The sequence below is a fragment of the Cohaesibacter intestini genome, assembly GCF_003324485.1.
Lineage (GTDB): Bacteria > Pseudomonadota > Alphaproteobacteria > Rhizobiales > Cohaesibacteraceae > Cohaesibacter > Cohaesibacter intestini.
This window is the reverse complement of the sequence record NZ_QODK01000002.1, coordinates 637,347-651,559: the sequence shown is the minus strand read 5'-3', so window position 1 is coordinate 651,559 and position 14,213 is coordinate 637,347. Positions and strand designations below refer to the sequence as shown.

The window sequence follows — 14,213 nt, the reverse complement described above, 5'->3', positions numbered from 1 at the left end:
ATGCCCGCCCCATGGTTGCAAATCAAGCCTGTTTGCGGGGCTGAGGGTAAGCCGAATCTGCATGGTGGCTGCCCTTCATCGCATGCCCTTTTGTGCCTCCTTTGCATGTGCGCCGGACTGTTTGATATGGTCATTTCCGGCTGGCTTACTTCCCTAGGCAATCATGACCCGCGACCGCGCCCTTTCGTATGATCATGCGTCAGGATGGATGTCGCAGGACGTTTGAGCGGGTTTTCAAAAAGAGTGATGACATTGCGTCTGGCCTTGGGAGGGGCGTTAGGGTGCTTGGTCTTTGGTGTCTGTGATGAGATTATCCACTTGGTATTTCAGAGGTAAGACCAATTTTGAGGATCTGTTTGGATTTCGTCTGAAGCTACTTGTAACTGGCTGTTGTTTTCTAAATTATTGAATTTTAATAATTAAAATTTTGCCCCACTTGTGTCTTCAGGTTGGCTCGTGTTTGGATTTTTCCGGTTCTGGATGAGCGTGGTCGATTTTCTCCGAAAGCGTTTGAGAATTTGGTTTTAAGAGATTACGCTTTGTTTATCGGTTGGGAGGCCATTCATGATAAGCAACGACGACTTTGCAAAACAGCAGGAGCCAAGCAGCGCCGACCGGATCGTTTCTTACTTCAAGGAACGCATTCTGCGCGGTGAGCTGAAGGTCGGCGACAAGATCAAGCCCGAGCGCGATCTGGCGCAAGAGCTGTCTGTTGGGCGTCCTTTGTTGCGGGAAGTTCTGCGCTCTTTGTCGATGCTTGGTATTCTCGATGTGCGCCACGGCAGTGGTACCTATATCGGCAAGGTCGATCTGAGCATGTTGTCGGACTTCTTCACTTTCTGTTTTTCTCAGGAACAGGCCATTCTGGAGGATGTCTTTCAGGCCCGGATCGCAATCGAGTGTCAGGCGATCCGACTGGCATGTGAGCGGGCCAATGATGTCGATTTGAACCGGCTGGGCAAATGGTTGAACATTCTGGTCGCCACGCTCGAAGATCCGGAAGAAGGGGGGCATGCGGATTTCATGTTCCATCAGTCGATCGTGCATGCCAGCCACAGTCAATCATTGATCACGCTTTACGGTGCTTTGTCCGAGCTGCTCAAGCGCAGCCACATCCAGCGCCGACAGGCATTCCGTCAGAATGACGGTGTAGAGGATTTGGTAGCAGCACATAGGGAGGTGTTTCTATCAATTGTTGCAAAGAACGCTGACGAGGCCGACCGGCGGCTGAGGGAGCATTTTGCAATAGGCGACGTCCTGCGTCGCAAAAACCTGATTTCTCAGTATCTTGGATCTCAGGAGAAAACTCAGACAGTAAATTAGGCTTTGGGAGGAACTCAGATGTTCTTTAAGAATGCTCGGCAGCTTATGCTCGCCGCAACGGTATGCCTGTGCGCATTTCCCGCCTCAGCAGTAACCCTGCGCTATGCGCATGTCGGGGCTGAAGGTGATTTTCAAACACGGTTTGCGTCAGAAGCGGCCGTCGAAATAAACGATACCCTCAAGGGGGATGTCGAGATCCAGGTATATCCTGCGAGCCAGTTGGGCAACGTTGCTGAAATGGTCGATGGTGTGAAGCTGGGTTCAATCCAGATGGGGCACCATGACTTTGCCTCGCTGGCGCGGATGGTGCCTGATGCTGCGGTCTTCAACGCACCCTTCATCTATCGTGATGCTGCCCACGCCCTTGAAGCCACCAATCCGAAGACGTCTAAGGCGCTTCAGCAAATCAACGATAAGCTGGTCAAGGAAGGTGGTGTCCGCATCATTGGCCGGATTTATCGCGGTGCTCGTCAACTCTCGTCCAACTTCTTGATCAAGTCGCCTGACGATATGGCCAACAAACCGTTTCGTGCTGTGCCACTGGATCTCTGGGTCTCGATGATCAAGGGGATGGGCGCAACTCCGACCCCGGTCGAGGTGTCCGAATTGCCGACCGCTTTGATGACCGGACTGGTCGTCGGACAGGAAAACCCGCTGACCATGATCTCGGCGAACAAGTTGCATGAGGTCCAGAGCCATGTTGCGATGACCAGCCACATGCAGTCGATCCTTGCCATCTTCATCAACGAGAAGGTCTGGCAGGGGCTGAGCGAAGACCAGCGTACTACGATCTCCGCGATCCTTGACGACAAGGCCAACCAGTCTCTGGAATGGGCCCAGTCCTCGCAGGATGCTCTGGTCAAGGAACTGACAGATAAAGGCATGACATTCACCACGGTCGACAATGGTCTCGACCTGAAGGCGTTCCAGGACCGTGTTCTCAAGCAGATCTCCGAGGATTTCTCCTCTTATGATCCGTATATCAAAGAAATCCAGGCCATGAAATAAGGCTTGAACCTCGCGCTCGATCTGGGGTGGTGTCCATTCTGTTGACGTTACATCCCCGATCCCGCAGGGCCATTGCGATGGCCCTGCATCCCTTTTCTCGCCGCGATTGGTCCTTTTCGATGAAACGTCTCTACCAAATCCTGTGCGTCTGTTTGCTTGCTGCTCTGGTGTTTCTGCCTTTGCTGCAAGTGATCATGCGCGATCTGCTTGGCTCTGCCCTCATTGGGACCGGAGAGCTGACCCGCTTTCTGTTGATCTGTCTGGTGTTTGTATCCTACCCACTGGTGATCGACAATCGCGAGAATGTCGTGATGACGGAGCTTCGCAGCCTCATCACCGGTCGGGCCGGTGTCGCTTTGACCATCCTGATCAGCATATCTGCCACGCTCGCCTGTGCCTTTCTGTGCTATGCGGCCTATATCAGCATCATGGGCAATCTGACCAACTCCACTCCGACGCTTAAAATTCCGTCCTGGATCTTTTTTGGAGCGACCTTTGTTGGTGTGGGACTGGGGGCGTTGGTCCATCTGCGGCAGGGGCTGCACGGCTCAGCTAGCACTGCCGTGAAAGGAGAGTGACATGGGTCTCATCATGATCTTATTCTTTCTGGTGCTGTTTCTGCTGGGCTTTCCGGTGGTCTATGCGATCCTCATTCCCTCAATAGGTTATGTCGCGATCGAAGGCCTGCCGGTTGCCTTGCTTGCCCAGCGGGTCACCTATGCACTGGACAGTTTTCCGCTCGTTGCTGTGCCGGTCTTCATCTTTGTTGGCAACCTGATGAATCTGTCCGGTATCACGGACCGGATTTTCCGGTTCGCTGACACGCTTGTGGGGCGCATCCCTGGCGGGCTGGCGCAGGTGAATATCTTCTCCAGTCTTATTTTCTCAGGCATGTCCGGCGCGGCACTTGCCGACATCGGCGGCCTTGGCAAAATCGAGATCGAGGCGATGAAGAAACGTGGCTTTGCCGCCCCCTTTTCAGCTGCAGTGACAGCGTCTTCGGCAGTTGTAGGGCCGATCTTCCCACCCTCCATTCCGCTTATCGTCTATGGTTCAGTAACCAGCGTGTCGATCATCCAATTGTTGATTGCTGGCATCATTCCGGCGCTCATCTGCATCGTGTTGCTGATGATCACGGCGGCGATCATTGCCATCGTCACCAAGATGCCACGTTCGGAACGCTGGCCGACCTGTCGTGAAATTGCCAACAGCTTTTTGCCAGCTTTGCCTGCTCTGCTTACGCCAATCCTGATGATTGCGGGCATGATGCTGGGTATTTTCACACCAACTGAGGCGGCCTCGGTGACGGCAGCCTATGTGTTGCTGATCAGTGCTGTCGTCTATCGCGAGTTGACTTTGCAGCATATCTGGACCGCCTTGCTGCTGACACTGCGCAGCACCAGTGCCATTCTGATCATTGTGGCGGCGGCGTCGCTGTTTGGATGGATCCTTGCGATCGAACAGATCCCGCAGGACTTCTCCAAGGTCATTTTGCAGCTGTCGACAGACCCGATTGTTCTGTTGATCATCGCCAACCTGATCTTCTTCGTCGTTGGCATGGTACTCGATTCCACCACGGCCACTTTGCTGGTGGTGCCGATCATTGCACCGCCTCTGGTCATGGCCGGGATCGACCCGGTTCATCTGGGCATCGTGGTCATCTTCAATCTGATGCTGGGGCTGCTGACGCCTCCGATGGGCCTGTCTCTGTTCCTTGTCTCTTCCATCGCAGGGATTTCCTTGCGGTCGCTTCTCAAGGCCTTGTTGCCCTTCTATGTTCCGCTTCTTCTGTGTCTCGCGATTATCACCTTCGCCGAGGATGTCGTTCTGTGGCTTCCCGGTTTCCTCAGATAATCCCCCGTTTCAAAGGTTTGATTTCATGAAAATTGTCATTGGCTCCGATCATGCAGGCTTTCCCCTCAAGAAAACCGTCGTCGACTTCATCGAGGAAAAAGGGCATAGCGTGCTCGATGTTGGCTCTTACACCCCGGATCCCGTCGACTTTCCCGATATTGCCCGGGCGCTGACATCCGAAATTCTCAGCGGCAAGGCTGACCGTGGGATCATGGTTTGCGGTACTGGCGTCGGGGCGTCCATTGCAGCAAACAAGGTGGCTGGTATCCGCTCCTCCGTTTGCCATGACATCCATTCCGCCCATCAATGTGTCGAGCATGATGATGTGAATGTGATGTGCATCGGTGCACAGATCGTCGGTCCGTGGCTGGCGAAGGATCTGGTGGCCGCTTATCTGGATGCGGAATTCTCGACGGACGAGGATTTCCGTCGCCGGGTCGAGAAGCTTCACGAGATGGACCGTGCTAGAAGCCTGAATGACTAGCTTTTGAGGCTCAGGCAAAGTCGATGACGGTGCATGAGCAATCCAAACGTGTGGCCCGGAATGATCCGGGCCACATCCAACAGGCGCTTTTGGAAGGCGTTTCGGCGTGTGTTTTGACAATGGCGTTGCGTGCTGCTGTGTTGCCAGCAGGCTGGAAACAATGGCTCAGATCAGCTGAGCGAGCGATCTTGTTCCGGTTATCGGGAACAAAAGAGTGGTGCGGACCGTTTATCTAGCGAAATCCTCCATTCCGGTGCATTGCGCCATCGCTAGGAACCGTCGGCACATGAAACATATGACCAAATGGCAGTGGGTCTTACTGCAAACCGCAAGGCGTCTTTGGGTGCGGGCCGCTTTGATTGGGGCGCTTGGGGTGGCGGCAGCAATCCTTGCCACCTTGGCTGAGACTGTCGTGCCGTGGGAGCTGGGCGTCGATATCAGAGCCGAAGCGGTGGACAGCATTCTTTCTATCATCGCATCCAGCATGCTTGCGGTGACGACATTTTCCCTCAGCGTGATGACGTCGGCCTACCAATCGGCGACCAGCAATGCCACACCGCGGGCGACCAAGTTGCTGATACAGGACAATATATCGCAAACCGTTCTTTCCACCTTTGTCGGATCATTCCTGTTCAGCATCGTCGGGTTGATCGTGCTCAAGACTGGAGCCTACGGACCGCAGGGACGTGCGGTTCTGTTTGCTGTGACGATCATTGTCATTGCGCTGATTGTTGTATCCCTGTTGCGCTGGATTGACTATCTGACCCAATTGGGGCGGGTGGAGAATGCTGCCGATCAGGTGGAGGAGGCAACGCGCACCGCTCTGCAGTCGCGACTGGCGACGCCTTATCTGGGGAGCAATCCTTTGCGCGAAGACACCGTGATCCCGAGTGATGCCGTGTCTGTTTACCCCTCAAGGATCGGCTATATCCAGCATATTGATATGCCTCATCTGTCGGCCTGTATTGGCGAGCGGGAAGCAGCAATCTATTTTCTGGTCGATCCCGGCTCTTTCGTTTTCCCCGATACGCCTATGGCGCGCTTTCATATCAGCCAGACAGGAACGGACAGGGACGACATGGACCGACTTTGCAGTGCGATCCAGAAGGCTGTGATCATCAAGGACGAGCGCAGCTTTGATCAGGACCCACGCTTTGGCCTGTGTGTATTGAGCGAAATAGGCATGCGCGCGCTATCTCCGGGCATTAATGATCCCGGTACGGCTATCGATGTTATTGGCCGTCTGACGCGCTTGCTCCATGTGTGGGCCAAGCGTGGCTGTGGCGATAGGGACGAGGGCAGCATAGGAGGTGAGGGGCATGCCGTATATGACAATATCTTTGTTCCTCCTCTGACATCGGCTGATCTGTTTGACGATGCGTTCAATTTGCTGGCCCGCGACGGAGACAAGCAAATCGAAGTTCAGTTGCGGCTTCGCAAGAGCCTCAAAGCGCTCAGTCGCCTTGGAGACCATGCCTTCCGGCGAGCCGCACAGGAGCAGGCCGCCCTAGCGCTCAAGCGAGCTCAGGCGGGTTTGGTGATCGAGGATGACAAGGCGCGCCTTGAAGCCATTGTGATGACCAAGTAGCCGTTCCTTTGGGTTCCCTGTCTGGCATCTCGCATTTTGTCCGTTGGGAAGCCCCGCTATTCGAAGACGCAGCGCGGAAAGTAGAAGGATACGACCCAGTTGGGTGCGTCGACGATTTCGGATATTCGCAGATCACCACAGACCGAGGCCAGCAAATAGGCGTCGATAGCGGCCAGACCATGCTCAGCACAAAGAAGATCGATCATGCCTGCAACCGCATCCCGTGCCCCGGCCATCAAGTCAGGACCCACGCCGGTCGTCACCTCATAACCCTTGGTATCGAGGTGATTGGTTACCGGGCCTGTCGTCCTGAAGCGCGGCATGGCAAGTGGGCTCTGTTTGATTAGATCAAGGCGCAAGGTGATGTCCATCGGGCTTTCAATGGCGGTGCCGCACACTTCACCATCGCCTTGTGCGGCATGGGTGTCGCCGATGGAGAAAAGCGCACCGGCAACCTCGACCGGAAGGAAGAGTTCCGAGCCTTTGGCAAGGTCGCGAATGTCAAGATTGCCCCCGATCCGACGCGGTGGAATGACCGAATGGCAACCCGGTTCAGCGGGCGCATTGCCCACTGTGCCTGCAAAGGGCTTGAGCGGGACTTTTGCATGTGGGCCAAAGAGGGCAGGTGTTAGCCCTTTGGCATCATAGGACCAGATATGAAGCGCTGGATTTGGAAACTGATCGGCAAGCAGTCCGAAGCCGGGAATGTTTGCGGTCCAGCCAAATCCGGAAGGCGTGAAGTCTTCCAGAGTCACCTTGAGAATATCACCCGGTTCCGCGCCCTCGATATAGAGGGGGCCTGTGACCGGATTGGCTTTGGTCGGATCCATTGCGATCAGATCATCAAGGCCACTTGTTGCGCGCAACTGACCCGCGGACGCATCCTGACAGGCCAGATGGACCCGCGAACCCGGAGTGACATGCGCGACCGGTGGGATTTGATTGTCCCAGCCAAAATGATGCTGGGCCGCGTGAATGGTGTAATGGCAGGCTTGGCACATGGGGCAGCTCCGGTCAGGTGGCGAGTTGCAGGATCGTGTTGAGCATCAATTGGGCGCCTTTTTCAATGTCTGGCCAATCGGTCCATTCTTCCGGAGCGTGACTGATGCCGTCCTTGCTGGGCACAAAGATCAGGCCCGATGGACAGAAGGCCTGCATCGTCTGGGCGTCGTGACCGGCGCCCGAGGGCATAATCTGATGCTCAAGGCCAAGGGCTTTGGCCTCAGTGAGAAAGGTGGCGCGAAGGGCCGGATCAAGCAGGGTTGGTGCAATGTAGCTGCGTTCCTCGATCCGATGGGTCAGGCGATGTTGCTCGCAGACTTTGTCAACATTCTCCGTTAGCTTTGCGCGCAGCAAGCCCATCACATCGGACGACAGATCGCGAATGATGACGGTGAAGCTGGCATGGCCGGGAATGGTGTGGGGGAAGTTTGGTTCGATTGCGACCTTGCCGATGGTGATGCGGGATTGATCGGTGCCGATCTCGCGGATCATGTCGGGTATGCCTGCCGCTATCTGGGCCAGTCCGGCAAAGGCATCGGATCGCAGTTCCATGGGGGTGGTGCCCGAGTGATTGGCGACACCGTCCAGATCAATCGACAAGACCAGAACCCCTGAAACGCCTTCGACGATCCCAATCGACTGGGTGGCAGTTTCCAGCATCGGACCTTGTTCGACATGAAGCTCCAGAAAGGCCTTGATACTGCCGAACGGCCAAGCGGACAGCTGCAGGGCGTCCGGATCATATCCCTGATGACGCATGGCGTCCGTCAGTTTGATACCATCGGCATCTTCCGCTTCCTCGGTCCATCCCTGAGCGAGCTGGCCGCTGATCGTCTGTGAGCCAAGCATGCCGCCGAACCGGCCTTCCTCGTCTGACGTTGCCGCGACAACGATGGGGTGACGCAATGCGATGCCCTTTTCTTTGATGGAACGGATGCATTCCAGACCGATGGCAACACCGAGTGCTCCGTCAAACGCTCCGCCTTCAGGCACGGTGTCGAGGTGCGAGCCAACCATGATGCAAGGGGTATCAATCGGCCCCAGTCGACCAAACACATTGCCCGCCGCATCCTGTGTGACCATCAAGCCATCCTTGGTGAGCTGGGTTGCAAACCAGTCCCGAACCTGTTTGTCAGCATGGGAAAAACCGGGGCGGTTGTATCCACCGGTTGTGGCGTTGAACCCAAATTGGTTGATCGCACCCAGCAGACTTTTCAACCGTTCGGACCTTATGTGAACGCGATGGTTGGTCATTCCTTATTCCCTTTCTGAGCGCGAATTACGCAAAAGCCGAATTTATGCATAAATAATAAGCAATTACATGTCATCTATCAATTTATCATAATCAATGCTTGAAAAAGATGCAATTATAAGGATTAAATATCAGGATCGATAGAGAGGGAGAATGCTATGAAACGGTTGCTAACCGCCGCGCTGGCGGCGGCCTCATTATTATTTGCCTCACCTGGCTACAGCCAAACGCCCCCCAATGTTTTGATTGTTGGACAAATTGCCGAACCGAAGTCCTTGGACCCTGCTGCGGACACGGCGGTGAATGATTTTCGCATCTTGATGAACATGTATGACGGGTTGGTCCGCTACAAAGACGGCACACTGGAAGTGGAGCCATCTCTGGCAACCAGTTGGACCATTTCTGATGATGGCAAGAGCTACACATTCAAGCTGCGCGAAGGGGTCAAGTTCCATGACGGGTCGAGCTTCGATGCCGAAGCGGTCAAGTTCAATTTTGACAGGATGCTCAAGGACGATCATCCCTATCACGATACCGGTCCATTCCCGCTGTCCTTCTTCTTCTCGGCGGTTGAAGAGGTCACTGTTGTCGATGCGATGACGGTCAAATTCGATCTCAATGCCCCTTATGCGCCCTTCCTGTCCAATCTGGCCTATCCGACGGGCCTGATCATTTCGCCCAAAGCGGTGATGGATCATGGCAAGGATGTTGGTCGCAATCCAGCTGGCACCGGTGCCTATAAATTTGCGGAATGGGAATCCAATGCCAAGGTGGTGTTGGAGAAGAATGCCGACTATTGGGATGGTGCCCCGGCGCTTGAAGCCGTGGTCTTCCGCCCGATCACGGACGCCAACACCCGTGTGGCCGAAATGCTCGCCGGTGGCCTCGATGTGATGGTCGAAGTCCCACCTGACAATCTGACCCAGTTCCGCGACGACGCCCGCTTTGCCGTTCAGGAGCAGGCCGGTCCGCATCTCTGGTTCCTGATCCTCAATGCCAAGGAAGGACCATTTGCGACCAAGGAAATCCGTCAGGCAGCCAACTATGCCATCAACAAGACCGCCCTTGTCGAGAATATCCTGCAGGGGACGGCCGAAGTGGCGGCCGGGCCGACTCCGCCTGCCTTTGCCTGGGCCTATGATGAAAGCCTGTCTCCTTATCCGTATGATCCGGAAAAAGCCAAGGCGATGCTCAAGGAAGCCGGCTATGACGGCAAGGAGCTGACCTTCTATGTCACAGAAGGTGGGTCCGGTATGCTTGATCCCACCGCCATGGGAACCGCCATTCAGGCCGATCTCGAAGCGGTTGGCATGAAGGTCAAGATCGAGACCTATGAGTGGAACACCTTCCTTGGCAAGGTCAATCCCGGCCTTGAAGGCAAGGCAGACATGGCCGAGATGGCATGGATGACCAACGATCCGGACACGCTGCCTTTCCTTGCCCTGCGCACCGAAGCCTGGCCTGATAAGGGTGGGTTCAACTCCGGTTACTATTCCAACCCGAAGGTGGATGAGCTTCTGGAGAAGGCCCGTCAGTCGACCGATCAGGCCGAACGCGCCAAGCTGTATAAGGACATGCAGCAGATTGTCTATGAAGATGCCCCTTGGGTCTTTGTGGCCAACTGGAAGCAGAATGCCGTGATGAGTGCCGCTGTGAAGGACTTCAAGCTGCAGCCATCCTTCTTCCTGATGTTGCACAAGGTTTCCAAGCCTTGAGGCAACGCTCCAGCAGCCAGTCACCCGCATGACTGGCTGCTTGTTACATAATCTTTCCGGCCGCTTTGAGCAGGGTTGCCAAAGCGACCGGAATGTTTGACAGCCTTGGTGACGGAGGACAGCCGATGGGTGGATATATTTTCAAGCGGCTGCTTGCCGCCATTCCGGTCATATTGGGCTTGTCCGTAATTGTGTTTGCGATCATGGCCATGATTCCCGGTGATCCCGCCCTTGCCATTCTGGGGTCGTTTGCAACGCCGGAGAATGTCGCCAAGCTCAATCAGGATCTCGGGCTGGACAAGCCGATGGTCCAGCAATATCTGATCTGGCTGGGCAACATGCTACAGGGCGACTTTGGACGGTCCTACACGCTCAATCGACCGGTCATTGACGAGGTGCTCGAGCGTTTCTCCGCCACCCTGATCCTTGCTGGCCCCGCACTGCTTCTGTGCTCGGTGCTGGGGTTGCTGGCGGGCATCGTGTCGGCGGTCCGGCAATATGGATGGGCGGACAAAGTGCTGACCTTTGCCGTGTTGATCGGTATTTCCATGCCGTCCTTCTGGCTCGGTCTTCTGTTGATTTTCGTTTTTGCCGTGCAGTGGCGGATTTTCCCGCCCAGCGGCATGTTTGCGATTTATGGCGGTGGGGATCTTGCCGATTTGATGCACCATCTGGCGATGCCCGCCTTCACGCTGGCGGTGGTGGCAACCGGGGTGATTGCCCGTCTCACCCGCACCTCGATGCTGGAAGTGTTGCGGCAGGACTATATCCGGACCGCACGGGCCAAAGGCATCTCTGAGAGACGGGTGATCTATCGTCATGCCTTCAAGGCCGCGTTGGTCAGCGTCATTCCGGTGATCGGCATTCAGGCCGGTTTCGTGCTCGGTGGTGCCGTCTATATCGAAACCGTTTTCCAATGGCCCGGCATCGGATCGATGCTGGTCAAGGCCATTTCCACGCGCGATTTGTTGCTGGTGCAGGGCGGGGTGTTGGTGGTTGCCACGGCCTATGTTCTGTTCAATCTGGTCGTTGATGTCATCCAGTCCATGCTTGATCCGAGGTTGCGCTGATGACTGACACTGCAACAAATTCCAAGGCGCCTGCGGCAAGAAAGCGCCAAGGTGGACGACCAACAGCATTCAAGCTGCTGCGCAACAATGTGCTGGCATCGATCGGCCTTTGCATTCTGGTGCTGGTGGTGCTGATCAGCCTTGCAGCTCCGATCCTGCCTCTGGCCAATCCCGATGCGACAGCTCCGGCTGATCGTCTGTTGCCGATCCTGACCGAAGGACACTGGTTGGGAACCGATGCGCTTGGTCGTGATATTCTCTCCCGCCTCATCTGGGGCAGCCGTGTCAGTCTGGCTGTTGGCGTGTCAGCGACCTGCATCGCTGCCTTTGTCGGCTCGCTGATTGGTTTGGTTGCCGGTTATGCAGGTGGGCGTGTCGACAATATCATGATGCGCGGCATCGATATGATCATGGCCTTTCCCTATATCCTGCTCGCCCTTGCCATTGTTGCCGCACTCGGACCGGGGTTGCTGAATGCGCTCTATGCCATCGCCATTGTCAACATTCCCTTCTTTGCCCGCAACATTCGCGGCATCACGGTGGGACTGTCCCGCCGGGAATTTGTCGATGCAGCCCGCCTGTCGGGGAAATCCCATGCGGGGATCCTGTTCGGCGAAGTCTTGCCCAATGTCTTGCCGGTCATCATCATCACCATGTCGACGACAATCGGTTGGATGATCCTCGAGACGGCGGGGCTGTCGTTTTTGGGGCTTGGTGCGCAACCACCACAGGCCGACTTGGGGTCGATGTTGGGCGAGGGGCGCAAGATCCTGTTCACGGCGCCGCATGTGTCGATCATTCCCGGCGTGATGATCTTTGTGGTCGTCATGAGCATCAACCTGCTAGGGGACGGGTTGCGGGACATCCTTGATCCGCGTCTCAAGTCCGGCGCTCTGACCCGTCCGGTCATGCGCACCGCGATCACCCGCCAAGCGGCTCCTGGCTTTGAGAGCGCGGCTGAGGACACACTTGATATCAAGGGGCTGAAGACGGAGTTCCAGATCGGCAGTGAGATCTTCAAGGCGGTCGGTGGCGTGGATCTGGCCGTTCGGCAGGGCGAGTGTCTTGGGCTGGTCGGGGAATCCGGTTCGGGTAAGTCGGTCACGGCGATGTCGATCATGGGACTTGTGCCGACACCTCCGGGGCGGATCACGGACGGGATAGCCCTTCTGGAAGGGGAGGATCTGCTGTCCAAAAGCGATGAGGAAATCCGCCAGTTGCGCGGCTCCGCGGTCAGTCATGTGTTTCAGGATCCCCTGTCCACCCTGCATCCGCTCTTCACTGTTGGTGATCAGCTGGTCGAGGCGATCAGGGCGCATCAGCCTCTGGATGAGAGGCAGGCGATGGCCAAGGCCGAGGATTTGTTGTCCCTTGTTCGCATTCCCAATCCCGCCAAGCGATTGAATGCCTTCCCGCACGAGTTGTCGGGGGGGATGCGTCAACGGGTTTGCATCGCCATGGCGCTGGCCAATGAGGTCAAGCTGATCATTGCAGATGAGCCGACAACGGCCCTAGATGTGACCGTGCAGGCCCAGATTCTGGCGCTGCTTGATGCCTTGCGCAAGGAGCGTGACGTTGGCATTCTCTTCATCACCCACGATTTCGGTGTCGTTTCAACGATCTGTGACCGTATCGCCGTGATGTATGCAGGCAAGATCGTCGAAACCGGTCCGACCAAGGCTATACTCGACGCGCCAGCCCATCCTTACACGGCCAAGCTGATTGCCTGCGTGCCCGTGCTGGGGCAGCCGGATCGTCGCCTTGATGCCATCGAGGGACGACCGCCTCTTGTGAACAATCTGCCCGACGGATGCGCCTTTGCGGATCGGTGCCCGGCTGTTCAGGATGCGTGTCGGCATGGAGACATTGCTCTCAAGACATTGGCAACAGGCCGCGCCGTGCGGTGTCTCTATCCCATGAACCAAGGAGGCAACGATGTCTGAAGCCCTGTTGCATCTGGACAAGGTCGAGCGCCGGTTCGGTGGTGGCAAGAGCCTTCTGGGCAAGCCGAAACCCGCCGTGCATGCCGTCCAGGGGATTGATATCAAAGTGTCGGATGGGGAAACGCTGGGCATTGTCGGGGAATCCGGGTGCGGCAAGTCCACGTTGGCGCGGATGATCGTCGGGCTCGATGTGCCGACCAGTGGCACCATTACCTTCGCCGGAACCGATCTTGCTGGCATGGCAAAGAAAGACCACAAACGCCTAGCACAGAAAATCCAGTATGTGTTTCAGGATCCTGTTGCCTCGCTCAATCCCAGAAAGACAATCAGACAGATTCTCGAAGCTCCGCTCATCCAGTTGCGGGATATGGATCGATCCATGCGGCAGGCGCGTCTGGAGGAATTGCTGCAGGCGGTTAATCTGGCCCCGGAATTTCTTGATCGCTATCCGCACGAATTTTCAGGTGGACAGGCCCAGCGGATCGGCATTGCCCGTGCGCTGGCCGCCGATCCCGAGCTGATCGTTCTGGATGAACCGGTTTCGGCGCTCGACGTGTCCGTGCAGGCGCAGGTGCTCAACATTCTGGATGACCTCAAGCGCCAGTTCGGTCTGACCTATCTCTTCATCAGTCATGATCTGTCGGTCGTTGAGAGCATTTGTGATCGGGTCATGGTGATGTATTTCGGATCTCTTGTTGAAATCGGTCGCACGGAAGATGTCTTCCGCAATCCACGGCATCCCTATACGCGTCTGTTGTTGCAATCCGCTCCGGCTCCGGGGCGCAAGGTCTTGATCTCGGAAGACGCCAACACCGAACTACCAGACCCTTTTCACCCTCCGGTGGGTTGCGCATTCTATGCAAGATGTGACAGAAGATCCGACCAGTGCAAATCGGTGCGCCCCATTCTTGATGATAACAAGGCTGAAGAGACCCATCGAAGTGCATGCTTGCATCCATTTTTGGCAGGTTGAC

Annotated in this window: 12 protein-coding genes; 10 read left to right on the top strand and 2 right to left on the bottom strand. The window is 56.0% G+C overall.

Annotated features, from left to right (window positions below; genetic code table 11):
• Nucleotides 1-564: 564 nt before the first annotated feature.
• The 6 genes from DSD30_RS08515 (at nt 565) to DSD30_RS08490 (ending at nt 6,257) form a co-directional block, all read left to right on the top strand.
• Complete coding sequence (locus DSD30_RS08515) at nt 565-1,323, top strand: FadR/GntR family transcriptional regulator (RefSeq protein WP_114009202.1); 759 nt, start codon at nt 565-567, stop codon at nt 1,321-1,323.
• An 18-nt stretch (nt 1,324-1,341) separates the two neighbouring features.
• Nucleotides 1,342-2,331, top strand: coding sequence for a TRAP transporter substrate-binding protein (locus DSD30_RS08510; protein WP_114009201.1), 990 nt, complete (start codon nt 1,342-1,344; stop codon nt 2,329-2,331).
• A gap of 119 nt (nt 2,332-2,450) precedes the next feature.
• A complete protein-coding gene (locus DSD30_RS08505) occupies nt 2,451-2,909 on the top strand; it encodes a TRAP transporter small permease (protein WP_114009684.1) in 459 nt (152 codons plus the stop codon).
• A 1-nt stretch (nt 2,910) separates the two neighbouring features.
• Nucleotides 2,911-4,185, top strand: coding sequence for a TRAP transporter large permease (locus DSD30_RS08500; RefSeq protein ID WP_114009200.1), 1,275 nt, complete (start codon nt 2,911-2,913; stop codon nt 4,183-4,185).
• Nucleotides 4,186-4,210: 25 nt separating this feature from the next.
• Nucleotides 4,211-4,669, top strand: a complete 459-nt coding sequence (gene rpiB / locus DSD30_RS08495; protein ID WP_114009199.1) for a ribose 5-phosphate isomerase B — start codon at nt 4,211-4,213, stop codon at nt 4,667-4,669.
• A gap of 286 nt (nt 4,670-4,955) precedes the next feature.
• Nucleotides 4,956-6,257: a DUF2254 domain-containing protein gene (locus tag DSD30_RS08490; RefSeq protein ID WP_342635043.1), complete on the top strand. Its 1,302-nt coding sequence runs from the start codon at nt 4,956-4,958 to the stop codon at nt 6,255-6,257.
• Nucleotides 6,258-6,313: 56 nt separating this feature from the next.
• On the opposite strand, the gene DSD30_RS08485 is transcribed toward DSD30_RS08490, so the two are convergent.
• The gene (locus tag DSD30_RS08485) at nt 6,314-7,258 is read right to left on the bottom strand and encodes an acetamidase/formamidase family protein (protein WP_114009197.1); all 945 of its coding nucleotides are present in this window, start codon (nt 7,256-7,258) and stop codon (nt 6,314-6,316) included.
• Between the two features lie 13 nt (nt 7,259-7,271).
• Complete coding sequence (locus tag DSD30_RS08480) at nt 7,272-8,513, bottom strand: Zn-dependent hydrolase (RefSeq protein WP_114009196.1); 1,242 nt, start codon at nt 8,511-8,513, stop codon at nt 7,272-7,274.
• A gap of 156 nt (nt 8,514-8,669) precedes the next feature.
• On the opposite strand from DSD30_RS08480, the gene DSD30_RS08475 reads away from it, so the two are divergent.
• From DSD30_RS08475 to DSD30_RS08460, 4 genes are all read left to right on the top strand, one after another.
• Nucleotides 8,670-10,226 carry an ABC transporter substrate-binding protein gene (locus DSD30_RS08475; protein WP_114009195.1) on the top strand — a complete coding sequence of 519 codons (1,557 nt, stop codon included), beginning with the start codon at nt 8,670-8,672 and terminating at the stop codon, nt 10,224-10,226.
• Between the two features lie 125 nt (nt 10,227-10,351).
• On the top strand, nt 10,352-11,296 hold the full coding sequence (locus DSD30_RS08470) for an ABC transporter permease (RefSeq protein ID WP_114009683.1): 945 nt from the start codon (nt 10,352-10,354) through the stop codon (nt 11,294-11,296).
• Nucleotides 11,296-13,239 carry a dipeptide/oligopeptide/nickel ABC transporter permease/ATP-binding protein gene (locus DSD30_RS08465; RefSeq protein ID WP_114009194.1) on the top strand — a complete coding sequence of 648 codons (1,944 nt, stop codon included), beginning with the start codon at nt 11,296-11,298 and terminating at the stop codon, nt 13,237-13,239. The genes DSD30_RS08470 and DSD30_RS08465 overlap by 1 nt, the downstream gene beginning before the upstream one ends.
• Entirely contained in the window at nt 13,232-14,212 is a 981-nt protein-coding gene (locus tag DSD30_RS08460) for an ABC transporter ATP-binding protein (protein ID WP_114009193.1), read from the top strand. The genes DSD30_RS08465 and DSD30_RS08460 overlap by 8 nt, the downstream gene beginning before the upstream one ends.
• Nucleotide 14,213 lies beyond the last annotated feature (1 nt).